The sequence below is a fragment of the Streptomyces sp. NPDC001270 genome, assembly GCF_042896695.1.
Lineage (GTDB): Bacteria > Actinomycetota > Actinomycetes > Streptomycetales > Streptomycetaceae > Streptomyces.
This window is the reverse complement of sequence record NZ_JBIAXM010000006.1, coordinates 132752-158593: the sequence shown is the minus strand read 5'-3', so window position 1 is coordinate 158593 and position 25842 is coordinate 132752. Positions and strand designations below refer to the sequence as shown.

The window sequence follows — 25842 nt, the reverse complement described above, 5'->3', positions numbered from 1 at the left end:
CGTCGTTACGCCACTCGCGGCCGGGGCGCTCCGCCGTGCCGGGCCGAGTCGAGCAGACCCCGCAGCGTGGCCAGCCAGCCCGCGGCCACCAGGACCGCGGCCACCGCCAGGCCGAGGGTGCCGTTGAGCGGCATCACGATGCCGATGGCGCCGCCGAACACCCAGGCCACCTGCAACAGCGTCTCCGAGCGCGCGAACGCCGAGGTGCGCACCGGCTCCGGCACGTCCCGCTGGATCAGCGCGTCCAGGGACAGCTTGGCCAGCGCCTGGGCGAACCCGGCGACCGCGGCCAGGCAGGCCACCAGGAACGCGCCGAAGAAGACCGCCGCGACGACCACCGTGCCGAGCGCCACCGCGACCACGGTCACGATGATGATCTCCGGCGCCCGGTTCCGCAGCCAGGCCCCGACCGCCGTGCCGAGCGCGTTGCCCGCACCGGCCGCCACGCCGACTATCCCGAGCGACACCGCCGCGCTCTCGCCGGTCAGCGGATGCTCGCGCAGCAGGAAGGCGAGGAAGAAGATCAGGAAGCCGGAGAGGCAGCGCAGGGCGGCGTTCGCGCCCAGCGCGTGGGTGACCGCCCGGCCGACCGTGCGCAGCCCCGGACGCTTCGCCCGGGAGCGCCGCGGGCCCCGCAGATGCTCCTCGTCCGCGGCGAGCAGCGCGGTGTCCTCGCCCCTGGCGGAGTCCACCTTCCGCGGCAGGGAGAACGACAGGACCGTACCCGCCACGAAGATCACGAAGGCGCCGTACAGCGGCCAGGGGTCGCCGATGGCGTGCAGTCCCGCGCCGATCGGCGCGGCCACCCCGGTGGCCAGCAGCCCGGCGAGGGTGACCCGCGAGTTCGCCTTCACCAGGGAGAAGCGGGGCGGCAGCAGCCGGGGCACGACGGCGCTGCGGATGACGCCGTACGCCTTCGACGCCACGAGCACCCCGAGCGCGGCCGGGTACAGCTCCAGGCCGCCGGTCGCCACCGCCCCGGCGATGATCAGCGCCAGCAGGGCGCGGGCCAGCATCGCGGCGGCCATCGCGGCGCGGCGGCCGTGCGGCAGCCGGTCCAGGAGCGGGCCGATCACCGGTGCCAGGACGGTGAAGGGGGCCATGGTGATCGCGAGGTACAGCGCGACCCGGCCGCGGGCCTCGTCCGTCGGCACCGAGAAGAACACCGTGGAGGCGAGCGCCACGGTGATCATCACGTCACCGGCGCCGTTGACGGCGTGCAGCTCGATCAGTTTGCCGAGCCCGGACTCGCCGGCGCCGTTCGCGTTCGTGGCCTTCCGGATGGAGCGGGCCGGGCCGTGCAGGGCATGGCCGACCGCGCGAGCGGCACCGCCCATCCGGCCCGCACCGCCACCTCGCCTGCTCCCCTTGACCCCGCCGGTGCGGACGGTGCTCTGGGACGACCTCGCGGCTGCCACGACGTTCATAGTGCCCCGAGAACGCGTTTCCAGAGCAGTGGTCGGCCTAGCGAGTCGGTGACGTCACAGTCGGCGCGCCGTCCGGACGGCGCGCGCGGCCGGGGCCCGCCGGGATTCCCCGGGGGCTCCTCGGGGGTTTCTCGCGGTTCGCGGCCCTGGCCGACGGGCCGGAAACGGCATGGCGGGGCCGGGAAGCGGCCGTCGGTGTAGGCCGAAGGCACGCGAACAGGTAGCGTGCGTATCTCAGCCATCCCGCAGAATGGATGGCAGAGGTGCGTCCGAGCGCGATCGGACGCGGACGTCGATGCGGCCCACAGGTCCGCTCCGTCCGCTCCACCGCCTTCCGGCAGCGCATCCATGAGACGGCGTAGGAGAGAAGCGATACCTGTGAGCGCAGCGACAACGCGAAGCCGCACCCCCGACCGCCTGTGCGCCGAGGCCGTCGACCTCGCCCGTGCCGCCGCCGAGGAGGCGGCCGCGCCCGGCGTGGTCGGCGAGCACTCCGGACTGGTATCCGAGGGCGATCGTGTTGTCACGCACTTCTTCGAGTGCAAGGAGCTGGGCTACCGCGGCTGGCGCTGGGCGGTGACGGTGGCCCGCGCCTCCCGGGCCAAGGTGGTCACGCTCGACGAGGCGGTCCTGCTGCCCGGCCCGGACGCGCTGCTCGCCCCCGAGTGGGTGCCGTGGAGCGAGCGCCTGCGCCCCGGCGACCTGGGCCCCGGTGACCTCCTGCCGACCGAGGCCGAGGACCCGCGCCTGGAGCCCGGCTACACCGGCGAGGACCAGCCGCCGGCGGACTCCGCCGTGTCGCACGAACTGGCGGAACTGGCGGAGGCGGAGGACGCCGAGGTCACCGCGGGCGCCCCGGCGACCCTCCCGACGGTGCCCAGCCGGGGCTCCATCGCGGCGGTCGCCGAGGAACTGGGCATGCGCCGCGCCCGGGTCCTGTCCCGCTACGGCCTGCATGTCGCCGCCGACCGCTGGGAGGAGGCGTTCGGCCCGCAGACCCCCATGGCCCAGGCGGCGCCCGCGGCCTGCGTCACCTGTGGCTTCCTGGTCCCGATCGGCGGCTCCCTGGGCCAGGCGTTCGGCCTGTGCGCGAACGAGTTCTCCCCGGCGGACGGCCGGATCGTCGCCCTCACGTACGGCTGCGGCGGCCACTCGGAGGCGGCGGTCATGCCGAAGCCGCCCCAGCCGCCGGCCCCGGTGATCGACGAGACGCGGGTCGACGTCTTCCCGCTGCGCCCGTCCCCGGACTCGGGTTCGGTCCCGGCGGTCTCCGACGAGGACACGGCGGAACTCGGTCATTCCTAGCGGTCGTTCCCGGCCCGGTTCGGGAGGGTGACGATTCCCCCGTTCGCCTGACCGGCGTGGCGGCCGGTGCCCGCCGTGAGCGGTGCCTCGGTACGCCGGGTGAGGGCCGGGGCAGGGCGGGAGGCCGGTGGACGCCGGCCGGGGCGCCCGGCCCGCGCGGACGCCGAGGGGAGGGGTTCGCCGCGGGAGAGCAGCTCGCCGAGGGGGAGCGGTTCTTCGCCGCTCCTACGGTCCGCGATCCGGTCCTCGACCGGGACCCGGCAGGGCGCACGGAGTACCGCGGTAGCGAAGTCCAAGGACGGCCCGGCGACCGGGCGCTCCCCGGCGCCGGCCGACGGCGGTGGGCCGTCGGCCGGGCGGTGTGCCGACGGCGGCGGCCCGGTGGCCGGGCGATGAGCCGCCGCCGGACAGATGGCGCGGCCGCACCCGGCAGGCGGTACCTTCGTCGTCACGCCGACGATGGAGAGTGAACGTGAGCAAGTTCGTGCGGCCCGCGGCCGAGGGCGCCGATCCCTTCGGCACGGCTCGTCTGCGCCGCGGTGTACTCGACGCCTGGGCCACCAGCCCCGCCCGCTTCCGCGAGGACGCCAACGCGGAGGAAGACCTCGTCCTCGGCGGCTACCGCGACCGGCTCGTCATCGAACTCGCCCAGAACGCCGCCGACGCCGCGGCCCGCGCCCAGGTGCCCGGCCGGCTCCGGCTCACCCTCCGCGACGGCGTCCTGTTCGCCGCCAACACCGGCGCCCCGCTGGACGCGCCCGGCGTCGAATCCCTCGCCACCCTCCGCGCCTCCGCGAAACGCGACGCCGACGCCGCCGAAGACGCCGCCCACGGCACCGTAGGCCGCTTCGGCGTCGGCTTCGCCGCCGTGCTCGCCGTCACCGACGAACCCGCCGTCGTGGGCCGCCACGGCGGCGTCCGCTGGTCCCTCGCCGAGGCCCGCGAACTGGCCGCCGACACCGCCGCGCGCAGCCCCGGCCTCGGCGACGAGATCCGCCGCCGCGACGGCCACGTGCCCCTGCTGCGCCTGCCGTTCACCGCGGAGGGCACCGCCCCCGACCCGTACGACACGGTCGTGATCCTGCCGCTGCGCGACGCCGCCGCCACCGATCTCGCCGAACGCCTCCTGGACGCCGTCGACGACGCCCTGCTGCTCGCCCTGCCAGGACTGGCGGAGGTCGTCGTCGAGACGGACACCGTGCGCACCCTGCGCCGCCGCGGCGAGGGCGCCTTCACCGTCGTGGAGGACTCCCGCGGGGGCACGACCCGCTGGCGTACCACCGAGGCGCACGGCCCGCTCACCCCCGACCTGCTCGCCGACCGCCCGGTGGAGGAACGGCTGCGCCCGCACTGGTCGGTGACCTGGGCCGTCCCCGTGGACGAGGACCAGCGGCCGGTCCGGCCGCGCACCGCGCCCGTCGTGCACGCGCCCACCCCCAGCGACGAACCGCTCGGCGTGCCCGCCCTGCTCATCGCCTCGTTCCCGCTGGACCCCACCCGCCGGCACGCCGCCCCGGGCCCGCTCACCGACTTCCTGGCCGAGCGCGCGGCGGACGCGTACGCCGAACTCCTGGCCGGCTGGCGGCCGGTGACCGAGGGCATCATCGACCTGGTGCCCGGACCGCTGGGCAAGGGCGAACTCGACGGCACGCTGCGGCAGGCGATCCTCGACCGGCTGCCGCGCACGCCGTTCCTGCCGCCCGCCGTACCGCCTGCCGTACCGTCCGCCGAGCAGGACTCGGAGTTGCCCGAGGAACTGCCGGAGGCGCTGTCCGAGGCGCTGCGCCCCCGGGACGCCGAGGTCGTCGAGGGCGCGGGCGCCGACACCGTACGGGTGCTGGCCGAGGTGCTGCCGACCCTGCTGCCCGCCGGCCTCGAACGCCGCGTCGAACTGCGCACGCTGGGCGTCGCCCGGCTCCCGCTCGCCGAGGCCGTCGACCGGCTGGCCGGTCTGGAGAAGGAGCCCGACTGGTGGCGGCGGCTCTACGACAGCCTGGCCGGGGTGGACCCGGACCGGCTGTCCGGGCTGCCCGTACCGCTCGCCGGGGACGCCTCCCAGGGCCCCGGGGGCGGACGGACCACCATCGGCCCCCGCCAGGTGCTGCTGCCCACCCCGGACGCCGCCCGCATCGACCCGGGCACGCTGGCCCGGCTCGGCCTGAAGGTCGCCCATCCGGACGCCGCGCATCCGATCCTGGAGAAGCTCGGCGCGCTGCCCGCGACCCCGCGCGCCGTGCTGACCACGCCCCAGGTGCGGGCCGCGGTCGCCGCCTCCCTGGACGACGGGGGCGGCCTCGGCTGGGAGGAGGACGCGCTCGACGCCGAGGAACTGGCGGACACCGTCCTCGCCCTGGTCCGGGACGCGGGCCTGGAACCGGGCGACGAGCCCTGGCTGGGCGCCCTGGCGCTGCCCGACGAGGACGGCGAACTCGCCCCGGCCGGTGAACTGGTGCTGCCCGGCAGCCCGTTCGCCCAGGTCGTCCGCGAGGACGAACTGGCCGCCGTGGACGCCGAACTGGCCGAGAAGTGGGGCGAGCAGCCGCTGGCCGCCTGCGGCGTACTGGCCGACTTCGCGCTGGTGCGGGCCACGGACGTGGTCCTCGACCCGGACGAGCTGGAGCCCCGCGAAGGCGACTTCGCCGAACCGGACGACGCGGGCCTGCTGGACGCCGTGGACGTGTGGTGCGAGGACATCCTCGACCGCTTCCCGGACACCCCGGTCCCCCCGGTCGCCACCGAACTGGTCGCCGTGCGCGACCTCGACCTCGTCGACGACGACCAGTGGCCCGAGGCCCTCGCCCTGCTCGCCCGCCCGCCGCTGCGCGACGCGCTCATCCAGCCGGTGCGGATCCTGCTGCCGGACGGCACCCACGAGGTCGTACGGCCCTACACGGCCTGGTGGCTGCGCGGACACCCGGTGCTGGCCGGCCGGCGGCCCGCCGGGCTGCTCGCGGCGGGCGGCGACCCGCTGCTGCGCGGGCTGTACGACGAGGCCGACGCGACCGGCTTCGAGGACGAGCAGGTGCTGCGGGCGCTGGGTGTGCGGACCTCCGTCGCGGCGCTGCTCGACGAGCCCGGCGGCGCGGCCGAGCTGCTGGACCGGCTCGCCGACCCGGAGCGGACCGTCACCCCGGCCCAACTGCACGGCCTGTACAGCGCGCTGGCCGAGCTGGACCCGGAGCAGGTGACCCTGCCGGACGAGCTGCGGGCGGTCGTCGACGGCCGGGTCGAGGTGGTGGACGCGGCCGACGCCGTGGTCGTCGACTCGCCCGACCTGCTGCCCTTCACCTCCGGCGTCCCGCTGCTGCCGGTGCGGCCGGCCCGGGCCGTGGAGCTGGCCGACCTCTTCCAGGTGCGGCGGCTGAGCGAGTCCGTCACCGGGCAGGTGGACTCGGCGGGCACCGGGCGCGAGGTGCCGGACCCGGTGCGGGTGCTGCTCGGCCCGCGCACCCCGGACACCTACGTCGAGCACGACGAACTCGTCGTGGACGGCGTCGGGATCGACTGGCGCCTCACCGCCGACGGCGTGCTGCACGCCGCCACCCTGGAGGGCGTGGCCGCGGGTCTCGCCTGGGCGGCCGGGCAGTGGCCGCGCCGCTTCGAGGTGGCGGCGCTGCTGGAGGACCCGTCCCGTACGGAGGAACTGGCCCGGGACCGCTGGTTCGACTGAGGGCGCCGCCGCCCGAGCCGCCGGGTCAGGCGCACGGGCAGGGCGCGCGCAGGGCGCGGGGCAAGGGGCACGGCTAAGGGGCACGGGTAAGGGGCGCGGCGAGGCGTACGGGTGAGGAGCGAGGCAAGGCGCACGGGCAGGCCGTACGGGTAACGACGTACGGGTAAGGCGCTCACAAAATCTTTATAGCCCCCTACAACCCTTCGCCCCGCCCGTTGATCTCACGACGTGGAGTCAACAGACTCCACCGTCACTGCGGCCCAGCGCCGACGTCGGACCGTGCGGAACCACCGGCGCCGGGCCCTTTTCTCCACTGGGGAAACACACATGCGTATTCGTGCCACCGTGGCCGCCGTCTCCGGCGCCCTGGCCCTCTCCGCGTTCGCCATGCCGGGCGCGCACGCCGCCACGGCCGACTCGTCGTACAAGGCGGACACCGCGGCTGTCCTCCGGGCCGCGCACTCGGCGACCCCCGGCAAGACCGCGTTCCGCGCCGCCGCGACCGCCGCCGACGCTCCGTACGCCTTGAACGCCTCCTTCTCCAACTTCAAGGTCGCGAAGTCGGTCAAGTTCGGTATCGGCGGCCACGTCGTCTTCACGGCCTCCTACACGATGACCCACGGCGCGGACGTCGACATCACGGCCACCGACTTCGTCACCGGCCCCTACATCTACCGCGGCTCGTTCGACACGCCGACCAACATGCTGTCCGGCGACAACCCCGCCACGTGCAAGGTGACCTCCGCCACCACCGCCGCCTGCACCGGCAAGATCGACGTGTACCCCGGCGAGGGCGACCTGGCGAACACGGAGGCGGGCACCTGGAAGGGCGCGGCGCTGGCCATCGCGTACAACGGCCAGAACCCGGGCTCCAGCACCTTCGACATCAGCAAGGTCGGCTACGCGGACCAGGGCAACCTCGCCAGCACGCAGGTCCTGCACAACGCCATGCTGACGGCCGACGCCTCGCCCGAGCCGGTCAAGAAGGGCCGGACCCTCACGGTCACCGGCAAGCTGACCCGGGCCAACTGGGACCGGAGCATCTACCAGGGCTACGCCGCGCAGCCGGTCAAGCTCCAGTTCCGCAAGGCGGGCTCCAGCACCTACACCACGCTGAAGACCATCAAGACCAGCTCCACGGGCACGCTGAAGACCACGGTCACGGCGTCCGCCGACGGTTACTACCGCTACAGCTTCGCGGGCACCACGAACACCGCCGCGGTCAGCGCCGCCGGTGACTACGTCGACGTGAGGTAGTAGTCGACGTGAGGTAGTAGTCGACCTGAAGCAGTAGTCGACCTCAAGCAGTAGTCGACCTCAAGCAGAAGTCGACGTGAAGCAGCAGCAGCGGCGGTGCGGGCCGCGTCCGGTCGGTGTCATCGGCCGGACGCGGCCCGGCCCGTTCCGGCCCCCGTCCCCTTCCGATCCCTCCCGGCCGGGTGGTGCGGTCAGGTCCGGGCCCGGCGGTCCACCCACCGCCACAGGAACTCCAGGACCGCGCAGGCGATCACCGCGACGCCCACCGCCGTCCACGGCATGGTGACCCCGACCAGCTTCAGCGCGAAGAAACTCTGCAGCGCGGGCACCGCCAGGACGAAGAGGAAGGCCACGCCCATCGCGGCGACCAGGGCCACCCGCCACCAGGTATAGGGGCGGGCGATGATCGCCAGCACCCACATCGAGATCAGGAACAGCGTGAGGGTCGCCGCGCTGGTCTGCGCGGGCAGCGCGTCCGGACCGGTGTAGTAGTGCCGGGCGAGCAGGTACGTCACGAAGGTCGCGAGACCGGCCACCACCCCGCCGGGGATCGAGTAGCGCATCACCCGCCGTACGAAGTGGGGCTGGGCCCGTTCGTTGTTGGGGGCGAGCGCCAGGAAGAAGGCCGGGACGCCGATGGTCAGGGTGGACAGCAGGGTCAGGTGGCGGGGCAGGAAGGGGTACTCGACCTGCCAGCACACCACCAGCAGCGCCAGCAGGACCGAGTAGACGGTCTTCACCAGGAACAGCGTCGCCACCCGGGTGATGTTGCCGATGACCCGGCGGCCCTCGGCGACCACCGATGGCAGCGTGGCGAAGCTGTTGTTCAGCAGCACGATCTGGGCGACCGCGCGGGTGGCCTCGGAGCCGGAGCCCATCGCGACGCCGATGTCGGCGTCCTTGAGGGCGAGGACGTCGTTCACGCCGTCGCCGGTCATCGCCACCGTGTGCCCGTGGTACTGGAGCGCGCCGACCATGTCCCGCTTCTGCTGCGGGGTGACCCGGCCGAAGACGGTCGCCCGGTCGAGCGCGTCGGCCATCTCGGTCCGCTCGGCGGGCAGCCGGCGCGCGTCCACCGCCGCCCCGCTGAGCCCGAGCTTGGCGGCGACCGCCCCGACCGACACCGCGTTGTCGCCGGAGATGACCTTGGCGCGGACGTTCTGGTCGGCGAAGTAGCCCAGGGTGTCGGCGGCGTCGGGCCGCAGCCGCTGCTCCAGGACGACCAGGGCGGCGGCGTGGGCGCCCTTGGCGACGTCGGTGTCGTCCAGGTCCCGCACGGCCCGGGTGAGCAGCAGCACCCTCAGGCCCTGCTCGTTGAGCCGTTCGGTCTCGGCCAGCGCCGGGTCGCCGTCGGTGAGCAGCACGTCCGGGGCGCCGAGCAGCCAGGTGCTGCTCTCGCCGCCGCCCTCGCTGAAGGTGGCGCCGCTGTACTTGCGGGCGGAGGAGAAGGGCAGCGACTCCACGCAGCGCCAGTCCTCGCTGTCCGGGTAGGCGTCGATGATCGCCTGGAGGGAGGCGTTGGGCCGGGGATCCGATTCGCCGAGCGCGCCGAGCACCTTGCGTACGTACGTCTCGTCGCTGCCGTCGAGCGGGCGCAGCTCGGTGACGTCCATGCCGCCCTCGGTGAGCGTGCCGGTCTTGTCGAGGCAGACGGTGTCGATGCGGGCGAGGCCCTCGATGGCGGGCAGCTCCTGGACCAGGCACTGCTTGCGGCCGAGTCGGATCACGCCGATCGCGAAGGCGACGGAGGTGAGCAGGACCAGGCCCTCAGGGACCATCGGGACGATGCCGCCGACGGTGCGGGCGACGGCGTCCTTCAGGTTGTTGTTCTTGACGACCAGCTGGGTGATCACCAGGCCGACGGCGGCCGGGACCATCATCCAGGTGACGTACTTGAGGATGGTCGAGATGCCGGTGCGCAGCTCGGAGTGGACGAGGGTGAAGCGGGAGGCTTCCTCGGCGAGCTGGGCGGCGTACGCCTCGCGGCCGACCTTGGTGGCGACGAAGGCGCCGCCGCCGGCGACGACGAAGCTGCCGGACATGACCCGGTCGCCGGGGTGTTTGACGACGGGGTCGGCCTCGCCGGTGAGCAGGGACTCGTCGACCTCAAGGCCGTCGGCCTCGGCGCACACGCCGTCGACGGCGATCTTGTCCCCGGGGCCGATCTCGATGAGGTCGTCGAGGACGATCTCGGAGGTGCTGATCTCGACGGCGCCGCCGTCGCGGCGGACGGTCGGCCGGGCCTCGCCGACGACCGCGAGCGAGTCGAGGGTCTGCTTGGCGCGCCACTCCTGGATGATGCCGATGCCGGTGTTGGCCAGGATCACGAAGCCGAAGAGGCTGTCCTGGATCGGGGCGACGAACAGCATGACCAGCCACAGGACGCCGATGATCGCGTTGAAGCGGGTGAAGACGTTCGCGCGGACGATCTCGGCGAGGGAACGACTGGAGCGGACCGGTACGTCGTTGACCTGGCCACGGCTGACCCGCTCGGCGACTTCGGCGGTGGTCAGACCGGTCGAGGGGGTCGACGGGACGGGTACCGGGTGCACCGGGTCGAGTTCGGCGCCCGCGTCGATGTGCGTCATGCAATCGACGGTACGTGCGGTTTTGCGGCTTCACCCGCCGAGTGGCCAGAAGATCCGACCTGGGGAGGACCCGGGTCGTGCGGTGGTAGTAGGGGCCGGTGCCGGGGATCGGACCCGGGGGGCGGTCGGCGGGGTACGCCGGTCGGTTGACGGGCGGGCAGCCGGTCGGGGCGGCCCCGGGAGCGGGCGTGACTTCCCGCGAGTTCTTCCCGCGGGTTCTCCCGCGGGTTCTCCCGAGGCCCGCTGCGTGCCCGAGGCCGTGGCCAAGGGGCCTCTTCTTCCTTTCGTGCGCTCCGCCGGGGCGTGACCTGGCTTCTGGATTCTTGCGGCGTTCCCCGTTCAGCCCATGGACTTGGCGCCGTCCAGGGACTCGCGAATGATGTCGGCGTGCCCGGCGTGCTGCGCGGTCTCGGCGACGAGGTGCAGCAGCACCTGGCGGGCCGACCAGCGGACGCCGGGCTCGAACCACGGGGCCTTCGGCAGCGGCTGGGTCGCGTCCAGGTCGGGCAGGGCGGCGATCAGTTCGTCGGTCCGGTCGGCCACGGCCGCGTACCCGGCCAGCACGCCGGCCAGCGTCTCGCCGGGCAGCAGCCGGAACTCGTCGGCCCGCTCGGCGAAGTCGGCCTCGGTCATGGCGGTGAAGTCGGGCATGGCCGACGGGCCGTCCAGGATGAAGTCCACCCAGCTCCGCTCCACCGCGGTGACGTGCTTGATCAGGCCGCCCAGGCACAGCGCGCTGACGGTGGTCCGCCGCCCTGCCTGCTCGTCGGTGAGGTCGCGGGTGGTGAAGCGCAGGAAGTGCCGTTGCTTGCTCAGCGTCCGCAGCAGGTCGGCACGCTCGCCGGTGAGGCTCGCCGACTCGCTCAGGTTCAGGGTCTCGGCCATGGTCTTCCGCCTTCGGTTGGTCCCGTGTTCCTCGGTCGACAACGACGGTAGGAGTCACAGCGGACAGTTTCTGTCCTGAATTCCGGAAAGAATCGGAGGCATGGCGAACACCAGCACCCGGACGCTGCGACTGCTGTCCCTCTTGCAGACCCACCGCTACTGGCCGGGCGCCGAGCTGGCCGACCGGCTCGCCGTCTCGGTCCGCACGCTGCGCCGGGACATCGACCGGCTGCGCGAACTCGGCTACCCGGTGGAGGCGCAGCGCGGCGTCGACGGCGGCTACCAGCTCGCCGCGGGCGCGGCGCTGCCGCCCCTGGTGATCGACGACGACGAGGCGGTCGCCCTGGCCGTCGGGTTGCACACCGCCGCGGAGGGCGCGGTGGAGGGCATCGCCGAGTCCTCGGTCCGGGTGCTGGCCAAGGTGGTGCAGGTGATGCCCACCCGGCTGCGCCGCCGGGTCGAGGCGCTGCGCGCGATGACCGTACCCGCCGGCTGGGGCACCCCGGCCCCGACGGGTGTCGACCCGGGCGTGCTCACCACACTCGCGCTGACCTGCCGGGACAGCGAACAGCTGCGCTTCGTCCACACCGCCGCCGACGGCCGCCGCACCGACCGGCACGTCGAGCCGCACCGGCTGGTCTGCCTGGAGCGCCGCTGGTATCTGGTCGCGTACGACCTCACCCGGCAGGACTGGCGCACCTTCCGGGTCGACCGGCTCACGGGGCCGGAGGGCACCGGCGCTCCGTTCCGCCCGCGCACCCTGCCCGCCGCCGACGCCGCGGAGTTCGTCCGCGCCGGGATCGGCAACCTGCCGCGCCCGTACCGGGTGGCGGCCCTGGTGTACGCCCCGGCCGCGACCGTACGGGAACGGATCGGGCGGTGGGGCACGGTCGAGGAGGTGGACGCCGAACACTGCCGGGTCCGCATGGCCGCCGATTCGCTGGACTGGCCGGCCCTGGCCCTGGGCGCTCTCGGCGCCGAGTTCCGCGTGCTCGAACCGGCCGAACTGGTCGACCGGCTCCGCGACTGGGCGGCCCGGTTCGACCGGGCGGTGCGGGCCGACGGTCAACCGCAGGGCTGATCCGGCCTCGGCACGGCGGTACGGGGCAGGGGCCTGGCTGCCCGCGACCCACTGAGCGGCTGGTGTCCGGGGGCGGGACTCCGGGGCCGCGTCGGTCGGGCCGGTTCGCGGGGTCGGCCCTCGGGGATGGACATCGCGAACCGTCCGTGGGGTCGCCCCCTGGATCACTCCGTGGGGGCCGCCTGCGCCGTCTGCTGTCCCGTCGCCCGCTTGATCGCCGCGTCCCGCCTGCGGACGTACCAGACGCCGATCAGGCCGAGGCCGCCGCCGGTCAGACAGGTCCACAGCCACCAGGTGTGGCCATGGTCGGCGAACCAGCCGTAGAAGGGGAGCTGGACGAGGAAGAGGACGAACCAGATGATCGTGCCGCCGGTGATGGTGGCGACCACGGGGCCTTCCAGGGGCTCCGGTGCCTCGTGCTTGGGGGTTCCCGAATCGAGAGCGGCCATGCGCACAGCTTACGAGCAGCCCGCGGGGCAGTCCGCCGTGGCCTGTCACCACACGACTCTACGCGCGAAGATAGCGATCTAGAACCTCATACGTTCATACTGAACCCGTTTGTCTCTGGCCGTTTCTTTTCGTAGGAAACTCCAACGCGGTGGGGGGAGTCCGTTGGTGATGAGGTCTCGTATGTCCACCTCGGCAGCTGCCAAGGTCCCGGCCCCGGAACAGCCGGGCGGGGCGCCGGTCTTCGGCGCCCTCGACCGGTACTTCAAGATCTCCGAGCGCGGCAGCAGCCTGGCGCGCGAGGTCCGGGGCGGCTTCGCCACGTTCTTCGCCATGGCGTACATCATCGTGCTGAACCCGATCATCCTCGGCAGCGCGAAGGACATGTACGGGCATCACCTCGATCACGGCCAGCTGGTGACGGCGACCGCGGTGACCGCCGCGTTCACCACCCTGCTGATGGGCGTGATCGGCAACGTGCCGATCGCCCTCGCCGCCGGCCTCGGCGTGAACTCCGTCGTCGCGCTCCAGCTCGCGCCCCGGATGTCCTGGCCGGACGCCATGGGCATGGTCGTCCTCGCCGGTTTCGTCGTCATGCTGCTCGTCGCCACCGGCCTGCGCGAACGCGTGATGAACGCCGTGCCCTACGGCCTGCGCAAGGCCATCTCCATCGGCATCGGCCTGTTCATCATGCTGATCGGGCTCATCGACTCCGGCTTCGTCAGCCGCATCCCGGACGTCGCGCAGACCACCGTCCCGCTCCAGCTCGGCGGGGACGGGCACCTCAACGGCTGGCCGGTCCTGGTCTTCGTGCTCGGCTCGCTGCTCACCCTGGCGCTGATCGTGCGCAAGGTGTCCGGCGCGATCCTCATCTCCATCGTCTCGATGACCGTGCTCGCGCTGATCATCAACGCCGTCGCCAAGGTGCCCTCCTGGGGCCTGACCACCCCGAAGTGGCCGGGCAACCCGGTCTCCACCCCGGACTTCGGGCTGCTCGGCAAGGTCAGCCTGTTCGGCGGGTTCGGCAAGGTCGGCGTCCTGACGGGCGTCCTCTTCGTCTTCACCGTCCTGCTGTCCTGCTTCTTCGACGCCATGGGCACGATCATGGGCGTCGGCGACGAGGCCAAGCTGACCGACGCCCAGGGCCAGCTGCCCGGCATCAACAAGGTCCTCTTCGTGGACGGCATCGCCGTGGCCGTCGGCGGGGCCAGCTCCTCCTCGGCCACCACCTGCTTCGTCGAGTCCACGGCGGGGGTCGGCGAGGGGGCGCGCACCGGCTTCGCCAACGTCGTCACCGGCGTGCTGTTCGCGCTCGCCCTGTTCCTGACGCCGGTCGCCACGATGGTGCCGTCCCAGGCGGCCACGCCCGCGCTGCTCGCGGTCGGCTTCCTCATCCTGTCGGGCTCGGTCAAGGAGATCGACTGGGCCGATCACACCATCGCGATCCCGGCCTTCGTCACCATGCTGATGATGCCGTTCACGTACTCGATCACCAACGGCATCGGCATGGGCTTCCTCACCTTCGTGGTGCTGCGCCTCGCGGCCGGCCGCGGCCGGGAGATCCCCGTACCGATGTACGTCGTCTCGGTGGTCTTCGCCTTCTCCTACCTGATGCCGGCGCTCGGCCTGACCTGACCTGAGCTGAGCCGGCCGCCGCACGCGGTCCCGGCTCGGGCGGCCCGGTGTCGGGCGGTCCCGTCTCGGGCGCGGTCCGGGCTCAGGTGACCCCGTAGAACTTCTCCGTCTCCTCGACGGCGGTCTGGAACCGCTCGTCGAAGTCGTCCCGGATGAGCGTCCCGATCACATAGTCCTGGACGCTCATTCCCCTCCTGGCGGCGTGGTGACGGAGCCGTTCCAGCAGGTCGTGGTCTATCCGCAGGCTGAGCACGCTGGTCCCCATGCAGTCGAGGGTCGCGGCAGCCGTGCGCGCGGGGTGTCACGTTCCGCATCCACATCACCCATATGAGTGATGTCTGGAATGAGTGGCCGGAGTCACGGGCATCCTGTGCGCGGGCGGTGGTCTTTAGTCAGGGTAATGAGTTACTCTAAAGAACATGCCGGACCTCACCCATGGCGACGACGTTGCCGCCGTGAACTCTCTCCGCTCCGCCGTGATGCGGCTGTCCCGTCGGCTCAAGCACCAGCGGGTCGACGAGTCGCTGAGCCCCACCGAGATGTCGGTGCTCGGCACCCTGTCCACCTGCGGCAAGGCGACCCCGGGTGAACTCGCCCGCAAGGAGCACGTCCAGCCGCCCTCGATGACCCGCATCGTGGCCCTGCTGGAAGCCAAGGGACTGGTCCGGCTGGAGCCGCATCCCGAGGACCGGCGCCAGAAGGTCGTCACCAGGACCGAGCAGGCCGAGGTGATGTTGGAGGAAAGCCGCCGCAAGCGCAACGCCTTCCTGGCCGGACTGGCCGACGGCCTCGACGAGGACGAGTGGGCGAAAGTCCGCGCAGCCGCCCCCGTACTGGAGAAGCTCGCAAACCTGTAACCACGTGCCGCGCACCAGCGCATCGCTCGTCGCAAGGAGGGGACACCTTTGAGTTCGGGACCCGGAGCAGCTTCCGCCCCCGCACCTATCACTTCCACCGCCGGCGGCACCGCCCGCCGGTCCTCGATGTTCAGCTCACTCAGAGTCAGGAACTATCGCTTCTTCTTCGCCGGCCAGGTCATATCCAACACCGGCACCTGGATGCAGCGCATCGCCCAGGACTGGCTGGTGCTCAGCATCACCGGCTCCTCCACCGCCGTCGGCGTCACCACGGCCCTCCAGTTCCTGCCGATGCTGCTGTTCGGTCTCTACGGCGGCGTCCTCGTCGACCGCCTGCCCAAGCGGCCCGTCCTCCTCGTCACCCAGACCTGGATGGGCCTCGCCGGTCTCGCCCTCGCCGTGCTGACCCTCTCCGGTCACGTGCAGGTGTGGCAGGTCTACGTGGCCGCCTTCGCCACCGGCCTCGCCACGGTCGTCGACAACCCGGCCCGGCAGTCCTTCGTCTCCGAGATGGTCGGCCCGGACCAGTTGCAGAACGCGGTCAGCCTGAACTCCGCGAACTTCCAGTCGGCCCGGCTGGTCGGCCCCGCCGTCGCGGGCGTCCTCATCACCGGTGTCGGCACCGGCTGGGCGTTCCTCTTCAACGGCCTGTCCTTCGTCGCCCCCGTCGCCGGGCTGCTGCTGATGCGCGGCCGTGAACTGCACGTCGGCCGGCGGACCCCGCGGGGCAAGGGCCAGCTGCGGGAGGGCCTGCGGCATGTCGCCGGCCGCCCCGAGCTGATCTGGCCGATCGTCCTGGTCGGCTTCATCGGCACCTTCGGCTTCAACTTCCCGGTCTGGCTCTCGGCCTACGCGGACGACGTCTTCCACGCCGGCGCCGGCGGCTACAGCCTCCTCAACACGCTGATGGCGGTCGGCTCGGTGGCCGGCGCGCTGCTCGCCGCCCGCCGGGGCACCGCCCGGCTGCGGCTGCTGATCGCCGCCGCGGTGGCCTTCGGCGTCCTGGAGACGGTGGCCGCGCTCGCCCCGTCGTACTGGCTGTTCGCGCTGCTCATGGTCCCGATCGGGATCTTCGGCATGACCATCAACGTCACCGCGAACACCTCGGTCCAGATGGCCACCGATCCGGCGATGCGCGGCCGGGTGATGGCCCTGTTCATGATGGTCTTCATGGGCGGTACGCCGCTGGGCGCCCCGATCGTCGGCTGGATCACCGACGCCTACGGCCCGCGGATCGGCTTCCTCTTCGGCGGTGTCGTCTCGACGCTGTCGGCCGCCGCCATCGGACTGGTCCTGGTCCGCATGGGCGGGCTGCGCCTGTCGGTGGGCTGGAACCACGGCCACCCGCACGTGCGGTTCGTCCGGCCCGAGCCGGAGGCCGAGCCGGAGCTGTCACCGGCGGCCTGATCCCCCGCCCGGGACGAGCCGGGCCGGGGCCCGCCCCGGCCCGGCCGGCTCATGGCCGCTCAGGACCTCCGGCCCTGCCTGCCGTCCGCCGCTCAGGTCCTCCGGACCCTGCCTGCCGTCCGCCGCTCAGGTCCTCCGGACCCTGCCTGCCGTCCGCCGCTGATGTGCTGCGGGTTCATGCCTCGCCGCCCGCCGTTCCCACCCTGCGGGCCAGCACCTGCCCCGGCCAGGCCGCCTCGGTCTGCCCCGGCCAGGCGTCCCGGCCGACCGTGAAGGACTCGGTCGGCGTGAAGCCGTTGCGCTCGTAGTAGGCGACCAGCTTGCGGTCGCCGCCCGCGTAGCAGTCCACCCGGAGCAGTGACACCCCGCCGCTGCGGGTCTCCGCCGCCGCGTGCGCCAGCAGGGCGGACCCGACGCCGAGGCCCTGGAAACGGCGGTCGGAGGCCAGGAGGTGGATGTAGCGCTCGGGTTCGTCCGCGGGCCGGACATACGGTCCGGGCGCGTCGGTGAGGGTGAGCGTGGCCGCCGGGACCCCCTCGTACTCGGCGATGAACGGAGCGCCCTCGGTGACGTACCGCTCGACCAACGCCACCGACCGGGGGTCCGCCGACCAAGGGGTCCGCCCCCACTGCGCGGTGCGGCCCCGGGCGGCCAGCCAGGCCACGCCGCTGTCGAACATGCCGAGGATCAACGGGACGTCGGCGGGCTTTCCGGCCCTGATCGTGATCTTCTCGCTCTGCTCCATGGCCGCCATGATGCCCCGGCCCACCCGTCTGGGAGGGTGAGGCCATGAGACTCTTCGCCGCCGTGCTGCCCCCTCAGGACGTCGCCGGTGAACTGGCCGCTGCGGCCGACGGGTTGCGCGGGCTGCCCGGCGCGGACGCGCTGCGCTGGACCGGCCGGCCCGGCTGGCACCTCACCCTCGCCTTCTACGGCGAGGTCGACGACACGCTCGTACCGGACCTCTCGGCCCGCCTGGCCCGCGCGGCCCGCCGTGGGGCCCCCTTTCCGCTCGCCCTCTCGGGCGGCGGGCAGTTCGGCGGCGGGCGGGCCCTGTGGACCGGGGTACGGGGCGACCTGGCGGCGCTGCGGCTGCTGGCCGAGCGGGCGGAGGCGGCGGCGCGCAGGGCGGGCGTGCCGATGGCGGAGCACCGGCGCTACCGGGCCCATCTGACGCTGGCCCGCGCCCGGGACCGGGCGGATGTGGACGTCCAGTCGTACCTGGAGTCGCTCGCCGCCTTCACGAGCCGCACCTGGACGGTGGCCGACCTCGTCCTGGTCCGCAGCAACCTGCCGAGGTCCGGCGTCCCTGGCGAACAGCCCCGCTACGAGACGGTCGCCCGCTGGGCGCTCGGCGGGGCCGGTTAACCTCGACCGCGTGGACCCGAAAACCCGGAACCGGATCATGGCCGGTGCGCTCGTGCTGATATTCGTGGTGGTGGCGCTGGCGGCGGCCCTCGGCAGGTAGCCCGCCGCCACGACGCGGCCCGTCGCCACGACGCGGCCCGTCACGGTGACGCGGCCCGCCACCGTGACGCGGCCGACCGCGAGCTGCGGCCGGCCGCGTACTGTTCTCCGACTCGGCGCCGGACTCCGTCCCGGGCCGGTGGCGGGGACCAGGCGTCGAACGGTCAGGCGCCCGTCATCCCGTGCCGTCGGCGCGGGGACCGATCACCAGGCGAATGCCTCCGGGGACGGACCCGGGCCGGGGAAGATCTCTTCGAGTCCGTCCAGCAGTTCCTGGGACAGCTCCAGCTCCAGGGCGCGCAGGGCCGACTCCAGCTGCCCCGCGGTGCGCGGGCCGACGATCGGGCCGGTCACGCCGGGCCGGGTGAGCAGCCAGGCGAGCGCCGCCTCGCCCGGGTCGACGCCGTGCTTGTCGAGCAGGTCCTCGTACGCCTGGATCTGCGCGCGTACGGCCGTGTTGGCGAGGGCGTCCGCGGAGCGTCCACTGGCCCGCCTGCCGCCCTCGACCTCCTTCTTGATCACACCGCCGAGCAGCCCGCCCTGGAGCGGCGACCACGGGATGACACCCAGGCCGTACTCCCGTGCGGCCGGAATGACCTCCATCTCGGCGCGTCGCTCGGCGAGGTTGTACAGGCACTGCTCGCTGACCAGCCCGATGGTTCCGCCCCGCCGCTCGGCGATCTCGTTGGCCTGGGCGATCTTGTAGCCGGGGAAGTTGCTGGATCCGGCGTAGAGGATCTTGCCCTGCTGGACGAGGACGTCGATCGCCTGCCAGATCTCCTCGAACGGGGTGTTCCGGTCGATGTGGTGGAACTGGTACAGGTCGATGTAGTCGGTCTGCAACCGCTTCAGGCTGGCGTCCACCGCCCGCCGGATGTTCACCGCGGAGAGCTTGTCGTGGTTGGGCCAGGCCGGGCCGTCGCCGGCCATGTTGCCGTTCACCTTGGTGGCGAGCACCACCTTGTCGCGCCGCTCGCCGCCCTTCGCGAACCAAGTGCCGATGATCTCCTCGGTGCGGCCCTTGTTCTCGCCCCACCCGTAGACGTTCGCGGTGTCGAAGAAGTTGATGCCCGCGTCCAGCGCCGCGTCCATGATCGCGTGACTGTCGGCTTCATTGGTGAGCGGGCCGAAGTTCATGGTGCCGAGGACGAGTCGGCTGACCTTGAGTCCGGTGCGTCCGAGCTGCGTGTACTCCATGGGACCCAAGCCAACGACTTCGAGTGCGCTCTACGCAAGCGCATGGAGGAGCGCATGGAGGCGGGCGGAAGCGGGTGCTCCGCCGAAACGTCAGGGACGGTGGTGCCGGTCGCGGGCGTCGCGGGGGAATTCGTCCGTGGTGAGGGTGCGCGGGAATCCGATGGTCGGCGTCCGTCGTCCGTGAATGCGGACGGCGGGGGCGGACACGGGGTGAATTGCGGGTCTTTTGTGAAGATCGGGGGTGGGTGAGTTTACGTTCTTGTGGTCTTCGTCAGACCTTCGTGCGAAGAACCTGTCGGGATCTTTTCACCAGCCACGCAGATTTCTCGCGCTGTTGCTGCATGCGGGCTGGGCGGCCCCATTCCCCGACGTGCGAGTAACGATGTGGATTCCCGGGAGACCTGAACCCAAGGGGCAGTTGACCCGTTGTGAGGCCAGTGGTGTCTAATCAATTCCGCTGTGCTGGGCGTGTTCTCGCAGGGCGGTGTGAGACGTTCCGGACCCATTGACGCTCAGTCATGAAGGGGAAATTTTCTTGCATAAAAGGAAGTCGCGAAAGAAGCTGCTCGCAGCCGTCGTCGCGGTGGCTGCGGCCGGCTTCGCCCTGCCCGCCATAGCCCAGGCGGCCGGTCCCGGCGATTCGGGTGATTCCGGCCAACAAGCCGATTACGCCGACGCCGCGTCGAAATTCAAGGTCCCCGAGTCGGTCCTGCTCGGCGTGGCCTACGCCGAGTCCCAGTGGGACGAGCACAAGGGGCAGTACAACACCTCCGGTGGATACGGGCCCATGAGCCTCACCGACGTGACGGCCAAGATGCTGGCGGGCGGCGGTGCGGGTGAGGCCGGGCGCGCCGGACTCAGCGACATCGCCTCGGACCCGGCCATGCACACCCTGACGAAGGCGGCGAAGCTCCTCGACGTCTCGCCCGAGGAGGTCCGGAAGGACTCCCGGACGAACATCCTCGGCGGCGCGGCGCTGCTCGCCTCGTACCAGAAGGAGTTGACCGGGGAGACGTCGTCGGACCCGGCCGCCTGGTACGGCGCGGTCGCCCGCTACAGCGGCTCCTCGGACCAGGCGGTGGCCGGTGCGTTCGCCGACCGGGTGTTCGCGCAGATGAAGAAGGGCGCCAAGCGGACGACCGCGGAGGGCGACCGGGTCAGCCTGGACTCCGATCCGTCCCTGAAGCCCAGCCCGGGTCAGCTGCAAGGGCTGAAACTGAACACCACGTCGACCACCCCGCAGGCCGAGTGCCCGCCCGACCTGCCGTGCACGTTCCTGCCGGCGGACCCGTCGAACTACCAGGTGGCGAACCGTCCCGCCGACGACCTGGACGTCAAGTACATCGTCATCCACGACACGGAGTCGTCCTACGACGCCGCGGTCAGCGCCTTCCAGAAGGCGGGCAACGGTGACGCGGCGAACTACATCATGGCCGCCGACGGCAGGGTCACCCAGATGGTGCCCAACCAGAACGTCGCCCTCCACGCGGGCAACTACTGGTTCAACATGCACTCCATCGGCATCGAGCACGAGGGCTTCGCCGCCCACGGTGCCACCTGGTACACCCAGAGCGTGTACCAGGACACGGCCGACCTGGTGAAGTACCTCGCCGCCAAGTACGACATCCCGCTGGACCGCGAGCACGTCATCGGCCACGACAACGTGCCCGGCCCGCTGGACGACTACGTCGCCGGCATGCACTGGGACCCGGGTCCGTACTGGGACTGGAACACCTTCATGGCCATGGTCGACGCCCCCGTCGACGACACCCCGCACGGGGTCGGCCAGGTCGGCACCGCCGTGACGATCAACCCCGAGTTCGCCGCCAACAAGCAGACCACCAAGGTCTGCCCGTACGACGACCCGACCGGTGAGATCACCGAGTGCACCGATCAGACCGAGCCGTCGAACTTCCTGTACGTACGCACCGAACCGAGCACGGACGCGCCGCTGTTCACCGACCCCGGCCTGCACAAGGCCGACGCCAAGGGCACGGACGAGATCAGCGACTGGGGCAGCACCGTCTCCCAGGGCCAGCAGTTCGTGGTCGCGGACGTGAGCGGCGACTGGACGGCCATCTGGTACGCGGGTGCCAAGGTGTGGTTCTACAACCCGGGCGGCGTCAACACCTCGCCGGCGACGGGCGTGAAGGTGGTCGGCGCGGCGGGTGACTCCGCGGTGGACGTGTACGGCTCGGGCTACCCGCAGCCGTCCGAGTACCCGGCGGACCTGAAGCCCTCCACCGAGGCCCCGCTGAGCGCGTACTCGATCCCCGCGGGCCAGGCGTACGTCGCCACCCAGGAGCCGGTCTCCACGGACGACTTCTTCAAGACCGGCGACGTCCTGGTGAAGGGCGCCGGAAAGCTCTACACGATCCAGTACAACCACCGCGTGGCGCTGGTCGACGCCTCGGACGTCACCGTCCACAAGGTCCGGGTGCGCCCGCGGCCCGGCACCGCGCAGAACTGACGAGCCGTCGGTTCGACCCCGCCGACCACGGCCCCGACCCCGACCCCGTCCCGGTGCCACGCCGGGGCGGGGTCGACCCGTGTCCACCGCGGTCGGGGCTGTGGCCGTGGTCGGGGCTGTGGTCAGGGCTGTGGTCGGGGTCGGGGTCGGGGCCGGGGTTCGGGCTCATGCCCCCGCGTACCGCTCACCCACCCCCCACCCCAGCCACATCGCCTCCGCGAACGCCGACGCGATCTTGCGCTCGCCGTCGGGGCTCGGATGGGTGCCGTCGTAGGTGTCGGAGTCGATGTCGAACGACGGCGGCGGCTCGGCCAGCAGCAGCGGGGAGCCGGGCCGGTCGAGGTCGGCGACCGTCTTCGCCAGCAGGACGTTGAAGTGGGCCACCTCGTCCCCGAAGAGGGCGTCCGCCTGCGCGCGGATGTTGGGGACGACCGGCAGCAGCACCATGCGGATGCGCGGGTCGGCCTCGCGCGCGGCGCTGATGAAGGCGCGGGCGTTGCGGTCCGTCTGCTCGGCGTCCGTGTAGAAGCCGAGGTCGATCAGGCCGAGCGACACCAGGAGTATGTCCGGCCGCCGGTCCCGTATCGCCTCGCCGATCAGCGGGGCCATATGCAGGAAGCCCTCGCCCCAGCCGGCCAGGTGGCCGCGCGGGAAGCCGGGGTCGGCGTAGGCGAGGGAGACCGGCGCGTCCGCCGCCTTGTCGTAGAGCGTCTCGCGCGGGCCGACCAGGGTGAACGGGCCGCCGTAGGTCGCGCACAGGTGCTGCCAGAGCCGGTACCGCCATGTGTGATCGCCCGCGCTTCCGATCGTGGTGGAATCACCGACGGGCATGAGCCTGAGCATCCGCTCATGATGGTCGATCACGGCGCCCGGCGGGGTGTGAGGCCCACCACGTCGGGCCGACCCCGCGGCGGGATGGCAGGCTTGGCGCATGCGTCTCTCGTTGGCCCTCATCGCCGGGGCCCTGCTCACGGGTGCCCTCGTGGCGCCGCCCGCCGCCGCGGCCGACGGCGACCACGGCTTCACCATCAAGGACCCGCGGATCACCGAGTCCAGCGGCCTCGCCGCCTCCCGCCTGCACCCCGGCATCTACTGGACGCACAACGACAGCGACGACGGGCCGTACATCTACGCCGTGGACAGCGCCACCGGGCAGACCGTCGCCACGGTGACCCTGAGCGGCATCGGCTCCCCGCGCGACGTCGAGGCGATCTCCATCGGACCCGGCAACCAGATCTACGTCGGTGACATCGGCGACAACCTCGACGGCAGCTGGCCCTACGTCTGGATCTACCGGCTGCCCGAGCCCAAGGTGCTCAAGGATCAGACGATCCGCGCCACGCAGTACGTGGTGAAGTACTCCGACGGCGCCCGCAACGCCGAGTCGCTGGTCGTGCACCCCAAGACGGGGCGGGTCTACATCATCGACAAGAAGGAGGACGGCGGGCACCTGTACGAGGGCCCGGCGCAGCTGTCGACGTCCGGCAGCAACGTCTTCAAGCCGGTCGCGCCCGTCGACCTGTGGGCGACCGACGCCGCGTTCTCCCCGGACGGCACGCAACTCGCGGTGCGCGGCTACCTCGGCGGGATCCTGTACGACTGGAAGGACGGCGGCATCAAGCGCCGGCAGCGGCTCGACGTGCCGTTGCAGCGCCAGGGGGAATCCGTGACGTACTCCGTCGACGGGACCAAGCTCCTGTACGGCAGCGAGGGCGAGCAGAGCGAGGTGACGGCGCAGGACGCGCCCGCACCGGCCGGGGGCGGGTCCGCCTCGCCCTCCAGCACCGGGAACGCCTCGTCCGACAACACGGGCGCCGGCCTGAGCACGAGTTCCGGCCTGAAGGTCGCGGCGGTGGTCGCACTGGCCGTGGGGGCGCTGCTGTGGCTGCGGCGGTTGCGGCGGCGGGACTGACCGCGCGGCCGACGGGTATGGGGGCTACGTACCCGACGGGCACGCTACGCGCCGCCGGGTACGGGGGCCAGGCGGCCGACGCGTATGGGGGCTACGCGTTGACGGGTACGGGTGCTACCAGCCGATGGGTATGGGGGACTACTCGCCCAGCGGGCACGGGAGTTCGGGTCGGGCGCGATTCGGGGAGCAGCTGACCAGGGCCAGGGAAAGATACGGGGGACGTTCGAGGTAGAAGCCGAGCGACACGTCGCCGCCCGAGGCCAGCTGCTCACGAGCGGAGCTGACGAGGAAGGCGCGGTGTCCGTCGTCGCCCTGGGCCTCGGAGGCGAACCGGGACGCGTACTCGGCCAGCCGCTCATGCAGCCACCCGGCCGCCGCAGCGGGTTCCGGCCAGGTGCCCCGCACCAGAGAACCGGGTTTGACCAGCCAGTGGGCCGTCTCCAGCGGCGGCAGGTCCGACCTGGGGAACTCCGTGGCCACCTCGCGGTACCGCTGGATCAGCTCGGGTCTGCTTCCGGCGGGCGGCGGTTCGGGATGGGGCGGGCGGCGCAGCGCTTCCTGGTCGAAGCGGGCCTTCGGGCCGGTCCACAGGTAGCCGTGGTGGTGCACGGGGCGTCCAGTTCGGGGTGTCGGCGGATCGGAGAGCCGGCCGGTCCTGGCCTGCCGAGGGCGTGCCAGGACCAGCTGGGGCGGGGTCGGGTCAGACGACGTGCGGGCCGAACCGCGCCGGGTCGATTCCGGCCGCGTCCAGTTCCGCCGTGGTGAACCTCAACGGCTGGGCCTGAGGCCGCTTGCTGTCGCCGAGGGCCCAGACGTCCTCGCCGATCCGGGCCGGCGTCACGCACCCTTCGGTGCAGGGGCCGCCGCAAGCCTTCACGAACGAGGCTCCGCCGATGTCGAGCGCGTACAGGTCGGTTCCGTTCACCATCGCTGTGCCTTCCTGCTCTGCTGACGCGGCCGTGACCGACCGCCGCCGCCTGTGACAGACGGGAGTCCATGAGGGGAGGAGTTCATGAGGGGAGGAGTTCATGAGGGGAGGTGGGCGATCCGATCCGCCAGGTCTATGGCTGTTCGTGCACGCCCGAGGTGTGGTCCCGGATCTCGGTGGCGTGGCGTGCGGCCTGCGTGAGGTCACCGGTCTGCTTGCGGGCGAGGAGTTGCCGCCAGTTCGCGCCGCACACGGAACAGCCGGGGACGGGTACGCAGTCCAACAGCCAGGCGTCGAAGCCACGGGGGAGCTGTGGCGAGCGCTTCTGCTGCGGGTGTGTCTGCTGCGTGTTCGCCATGGCTGTCACGGTCTCCCCGGGGTCTCGCCGAGTGGTTCGGCTTCGGGTGATGACCGTAGGCGGGGGGAGGAAAGCACGGAGTGGAATATTCTCGACTATTCTTCCCTGGTCACTCTGGATGCATGGACTTTCACTCAGAGGCACCGACATGCTGGGGGCGCGAACATCGTCAAGACCCAGGGGGTTGTCGTACATGGCGCGCAGGTTGCGGTTCAACGGGACTGGGAGTGGTGACGGCGGATGCCCGTCTGTACACGAGGACTTGGACAGCGGAGAGGTGATCGTGCACGGCCCTCCGCTCGCCGACTCGGAGGACATGTCACAGCTCCAGCATCTCTCGAAGGGAGAGGTCGCGATCGTTGTCCCACGTGAGCTCCTGGTGGACTGGACTCCGAAGGAGCGGACACGGCAGGTACGGACGATCGGTCTGGATGAGTTCAACGGCCTGTTCAGCAAGTTCGAGCACACCGCATGGCGGCTGGAGACACGTTGCCGGTATGCGAGTGACGAAGTAACCGACACCTACCGCCAGTTCGTCGCGACCGGTGAGGCGGATTGGACATTCGACCACCCGTACTGCCAGACCATCCGCGAGCAGACAGGCCAGGGCAAGCGCGTCGAGCGGGTGCGCATCGTGGACCAGCCGCCGACCGCGGGCCAGCTCTACCTTCTCGACAACGCCAAGCGGAACAGCCGAATGGGCGAGGACATCCGCAACATGTGGCGTGCCGACGCGGATCGACTCCGTCTCCCGGCTGAGGACTTCTGGCTGTTCGACAGCCGGCTCATCGCGCTCCTTCAGTTCGACGACGACGATCAGCTCACGCACGTGGACCTCATCACGGAGCCGGCAGAGGTGGTGCGCTGCGCCATGATCCGGGATGCTGCTTGGCATCACGCCGTACCGTGGAAGCAGTTCACGGCGGAGATGGGCAGCGAAGCGTAGGAGTC

22 protein-coding genes are annotated in these 25842 nt (G+C 71.9%); 11 read left to right on the top strand and 11 right to left on the bottom strand.

What is annotated here, in order from left to right; all coding sequences use genetic code 11:
* Window positions 1-5 precede the first annotated feature (5 nt).
* Window positions 6-1337, bottom strand: a complete 1332-nt coding sequence (locus ACFY2B_RS12510) for an MFS transporter (RefSeq protein WP_390763282.1) — start codon at window positions 1335-1337, stop codon at window positions 6-8.
* 468 nt (window positions 1338-1805) lie between these two features.
* Between ACFY2B_RS12510 and ACFY2B_RS12505 the strand changes: the two genes are divergently transcribed.
* The 3 genes from ACFY2B_RS12505 to ACFY2B_RS12495 all read left to right on the top strand — a co-directional run bounded on the left by ACFY2B_RS12505 (window position 1806) and on the right by ACFY2B_RS12495 (window position 7659).
* On the top strand, window positions 1806-2732 hold the full coding sequence (locus ACFY2B_RS12505; protein ID WP_390763110.1) for a DUF3027 domain-containing protein: 927 nt from the start codon (window positions 1806-1808) through the stop codon (window positions 2730-2732).
* A 472-nt stretch (window positions 2733-3204) separates the two neighbouring features.
* Window positions 3205-6402, top strand: a complete 3198-nt coding sequence (locus tag ACFY2B_RS12500) for a sacsin N-terminal ATP-binding-like domain-containing protein (protein ID WP_390763109.1) — start codon at window positions 3205-3207, stop codon at window positions 6400-6402.
* 327 nt (window positions 6403-6729) lie between these two features.
* Window positions 6730-7659: a hypothetical protein gene (locus tag ACFY2B_RS12495; protein WP_390763108.1), complete on the top strand. Its 930-nt coding sequence runs from the start codon at window positions 6730-6732 to the stop codon at window positions 7657-7659.
* A 191-nt stretch (window positions 7660-7850) separates the two neighbouring features.
* Here ACFY2B_RS12495 and ACFY2B_RS12490 read toward each other — a convergent pair whose 3' ends face one another.
* Complete coding sequence (locus ACFY2B_RS12490; RefSeq protein WP_390763107.1) at window positions 7851-10247, bottom strand: cation-translocating P-type ATPase; 2397 nt, start codon at window positions 10245-10247, stop codon at window positions 7851-7853.
* Window positions 10248-10586: 339 nt separating this feature from the next.
* On the bottom strand, window positions 10587-11132 hold the full coding sequence (locus ACFY2B_RS12485; RefSeq protein ID WP_390763106.1) for a DinB family protein: 546 nt from the start codon (window positions 11130-11132) through the stop codon (window positions 10587-10589).
* A 100-nt stretch (window positions 11133-11232) separates the two neighbouring features.
* On the opposite strand from ACFY2B_RS12485, the gene ACFY2B_RS12480 reads away from it, so the two are divergent.
* Window positions 11233-12213, top strand: a complete 981-nt coding sequence (locus ACFY2B_RS12480; protein ID WP_390763105.1) for a helix-turn-helix transcriptional regulator — start codon at window positions 11233-11235, stop codon at window positions 12211-12213.
* 164 nt (window positions 12214-12377) lie between these two features.
* On the opposite strand, the gene ACFY2B_RS12475 is transcribed toward ACFY2B_RS12480, so the two are convergent.
* Window positions 12378-12662: a DUF2530 domain-containing protein gene (locus ACFY2B_RS12475; RefSeq protein ID WP_390763104.1), complete on the bottom strand. Its 285-nt coding sequence runs from the start codon at window positions 12660-12662 to the stop codon at window positions 12378-12380.
* Between the two features lie 181 nt (window positions 12663-12843).
* Between ACFY2B_RS12475 and ACFY2B_RS12470 the strand changes: the two genes are divergently transcribed.
* Window positions 12844-14295 carry an NCS2 family permease gene (locus ACFY2B_RS12470; protein WP_390763103.1) on the top strand — a complete coding sequence of 484 codons (1452 nt, stop codon included), beginning with the start codon at window positions 12844-12846 and terminating at the stop codon, window positions 14293-14295.
* A gap of 82 nt (window positions 14296-14377) precedes the next feature.
* On the opposite strand, the gene ACFY2B_RS12465 is transcribed toward ACFY2B_RS12470, so the two are convergent.
* The gene (locus tag ACFY2B_RS12465; protein ID WP_390763102.1) at window positions 14378-14560 is read right to left on the bottom strand and encodes a ribbon-helix-helix protein, CopG family; all 183 of its coding nucleotides are present in this window, start codon (window positions 14558-14560) and stop codon (window positions 14378-14380) included.
* A 154-nt stretch (window positions 14561-14714) separates the two neighbouring features.
* On the opposite strand from ACFY2B_RS12465, the gene ACFY2B_RS12460 reads away from it, so the two are divergent.
* Window positions 14715-15152: a MarR family winged helix-turn-helix transcriptional regulator gene (locus tag ACFY2B_RS12460; protein ID WP_390763101.1), complete on the top strand. Its 438-nt coding sequence runs from the start codon at window positions 14715-14717 to the stop codon at window positions 15150-15152.
* Between the two features lie 126 nt (window positions 15153-15278).
* Window positions 15279-16559: an MFS transporter gene (locus ACFY2B_RS12455; RefSeq protein WP_390763100.1), complete on the top strand. Its 1281-nt coding sequence runs from the start codon at window positions 15279-15281 to the stop codon at window positions 16557-16559.
* 175 nt (window positions 16560-16734) lie between these two features.
* On the opposite strand, the gene ACFY2B_RS12450 is transcribed toward ACFY2B_RS12455, so the two are convergent.
* Window positions 16735-17304 carry a GNAT family N-acetyltransferase gene (locus ACFY2B_RS12450; protein ID WP_390763099.1) on the bottom strand — a complete coding sequence of 190 codons (570 nt, stop codon included), beginning with the start codon at window positions 17302-17304 and terminating at the stop codon, window positions 16735-16737.
* A 44-nt stretch (window positions 17305-17348) separates the two neighbouring features.
* Here ACFY2B_RS12450 and thpR point away from each other — a divergent pair, with 44 nt between their 5' ends.
* The gene (thpR, locus tag ACFY2B_RS12445) at window positions 17349-17927 is read left to right on the top strand and encodes an RNA 2',3'-cyclic phosphodiesterase (RefSeq protein ID WP_390763098.1); all 579 of its coding nucleotides are present in this window, start codon (window positions 17349-17351) and stop codon (window positions 17925-17927) included.
* Between the two features lie 303 nt (window positions 17928-18230).
* Here thpR and ACFY2B_RS12440 read toward each other — a convergent pair whose 3' ends face one another.
* On the bottom strand, window positions 18231-19223 hold the full coding sequence (locus ACFY2B_RS12440; protein WP_376538751.1) for an aldo/keto reductase: 993 nt from the start codon (window positions 19221-19223) through the stop codon (window positions 18231-18233).
* Between the two features lie 535 nt (window positions 19224-19758).
* Between ACFY2B_RS12440 and ACFY2B_RS12435 the strand changes: the two genes are divergently transcribed.
* Complete coding sequence (locus ACFY2B_RS12435) at window positions 19759-21693, top strand: N-acetylmuramoyl-L-alanine amidase (RefSeq protein WP_390763097.1); 1935 nt, start codon at window positions 19759-19761, stop codon at window positions 21691-21693.
* A gap of 165 nt (window positions 21694-21858) precedes the next feature.
* Here the strand turns inward: ACFY2B_RS12435 and ACFY2B_RS12430 are convergent, their stop codons facing one another.
* Window positions 21859-22536, bottom strand: coding sequence for a GDSL-type esterase/lipase family protein (locus ACFY2B_RS12430; protein WP_390763096.1), 678 nt, complete (start codon window positions 22534-22536; stop codon window positions 21859-21861).
* Between the two features lie 88 nt (window positions 22537-22624).
* Between ACFY2B_RS12430 and ACFY2B_RS12425 the strand changes: the two genes are divergently transcribed.
* Complete coding sequence (locus ACFY2B_RS12425) at window positions 22625-23605, top strand: WD40 repeat domain-containing protein (protein ID WP_390763095.1); 981 nt, start codon at window positions 22625-22627, stop codon at window positions 23603-23605.
* Between the two features lie 138 nt (window positions 23606-23743).
* Here ACFY2B_RS12425 and ACFY2B_RS12420 read toward each other — a convergent pair whose 3' ends face one another.
* From ACFY2B_RS12420 to ACFY2B_RS12410, 3 genes are all read right to left on the bottom strand, one after another.
* Complete coding sequence (locus ACFY2B_RS12420) at window positions 23744-24214, bottom strand: hypothetical protein (protein WP_390763094.1); 471 nt, start codon at window positions 24212-24214, stop codon at window positions 23744-23746.
* Between the two features lie 91 nt (window positions 24215-24305).
* Window positions 24306-24533, bottom strand: a complete 228-nt coding sequence (locus tag ACFY2B_RS12415) for a DUF397 domain-containing protein (RefSeq protein WP_390763093.1) — start codon at window positions 24531-24533, stop codon at window positions 24306-24308.
* Window positions 24534-24666: 133 nt separating this feature from the next.
* Entirely contained in the window at window positions 24667-24891 is a 225-nt protein-coding gene (locus ACFY2B_RS12410) for a hypothetical protein (RefSeq protein WP_390763092.1), read from the bottom strand.
* A gap of 193 nt (window positions 24892-25084) precedes the next feature.
* Here ACFY2B_RS12410 and ACFY2B_RS12405 point away from each other — a divergent pair, with 193 nt between their 5' ends.
* Entirely contained in the window at window positions 25085-25837 is a 753-nt protein-coding gene (locus tag ACFY2B_RS12405; RefSeq protein ID WP_390763091.1) for a DUF6879 family protein, read from the top strand.
* Window positions 25838-25842 lie beyond the last annotated feature (5 nt).

What these genes read in the sequence shown, in the direction of transcription:
- ACFY2B_RS12510 (WP_390763282.1), bottom strand. Translation starts at nt 1,337, where the DNA reads ATGGGCGGTGCCGCTCGCGCGGTCGGCCATGCCCTGCACGGCCCGGCC.
- ACFY2B_RS12495 (WP_390763108.1), top strand. Translation starts at nt 6,730, where the DNA reads ATGCGTATTCGTGCCACCGTGGCCGCCGTCTCCGGCGCCCTGGCCCTC.
- ACFY2B_RS12490 (WP_390763107.1), bottom strand. Translation starts at nt 10,247, where the DNA reads ATGACGCACATCGACGCGGGCGCCGAACTCGACCCGGTGCACCCGGTA.
- ACFY2B_RS12485 (WP_390763106.1), bottom strand. Translation starts at nt 11,132, where the DNA reads ATGGCCGAGACCCTGAACCTGAGCGAGTCGGCGAGCCTCACCGGCGAG.
- ACFY2B_RS12480 (WP_390763105.1), top strand. Translation starts at nt 11,233, where the DNA reads ATGGCGAACACCAGCACCCGGACGCTGCGACTGCTGTCCCTCTTGCAG.
- ACFY2B_RS12475 (WP_390763104.1), bottom strand. Translation starts at nt 12,662, where the DNA reads ATGGCCGCTCTCGATTCGGGAACCCCCAAGCACGAGGCACCGGAGCCC.
- ACFY2B_RS12470 (WP_390763103.1), top strand. Translation starts at nt 12,844, where the DNA reads ATGTCCACCTCGGCAGCTGCCAAGGTCCCGGCCCCGGAACAGCCGGGC.
- ACFY2B_RS12465 (WP_390763102.1), bottom strand. Translation starts at nt 14,560, where the DNA reads ATGGGGACCAGCGTGCTCAGCCTGCGGATAGACCACGACCTGCTGGAA.
- ACFY2B_RS12460 (WP_390763101.1), top strand. Translation starts at nt 14,715, where the DNA reads ATGCCGGACCTCACCCATGGCGACGACGTTGCCGCCGTGAACTCTCTC.
- ACFY2B_RS12455 (WP_390763100.1), top strand. Translation starts at nt 15,279, where the DNA reads ATGTTCAGCTCACTCAGAGTCAGGAACTATCGCTTCTTCTTCGCCGGC.
- ACFY2B_RS12450 (WP_390763099.1), bottom strand. Translation starts at nt 17,304, where the DNA reads ATGGAGCAGAGCGAGAAGATCACGATCAGGGCCGGAAAGCCCGCCGAC.
- thpR (WP_390763098.1), top strand. Translation starts at nt 17,349, where the DNA reads ATGAGACTCTTCGCCGCCGTGCTGCCCCCTCAGGACGTCGCCGGTGAA.
- ACFY2B_RS12440 (WP_376538751.1), bottom strand. Translation starts at nt 19,223, where the DNA reads ATGGAGTACACGCAGCTCGGACGCACCGGACTCAAGGTCAGCCGACTC.
- ACFY2B_RS12430 (WP_390763096.1), bottom strand. Translation starts at nt 22,536, where the DNA reads ATGCTCAGGCTCATGCCCGTCGGTGATTCCACCACGATCGGAAGCGCG.
- ACFY2B_RS12425 (WP_390763095.1), top strand. Translation starts at nt 22,625, where the DNA reads ATGCGTCTCTCGTTGGCCCTCATCGCCGGGGCCCTGCTCACGGGTGCC.
- ACFY2B_RS12415 (WP_390763093.1), bottom strand. Translation starts at nt 24,533, where the DNA reads ATGGTGAACGGAACCGACCTGTACGCGCTCGACATCGGCGGAGCCTCG.
- ACFY2B_RS12410 (WP_390763092.1), bottom strand. Translation starts at nt 24,891, where the DNA reads ATGGCGAACACGCAGCAGACACACCCGCAGCAGAAGCGCTCGCCACAG.
- ACFY2B_RS12405 (WP_390763091.1), top strand. Translation starts at nt 25,085, where the DNA reads ATGGCGCGCAGGTTGCGGTTCAACGGGACTGGGAGTGGTGACGGCGGA.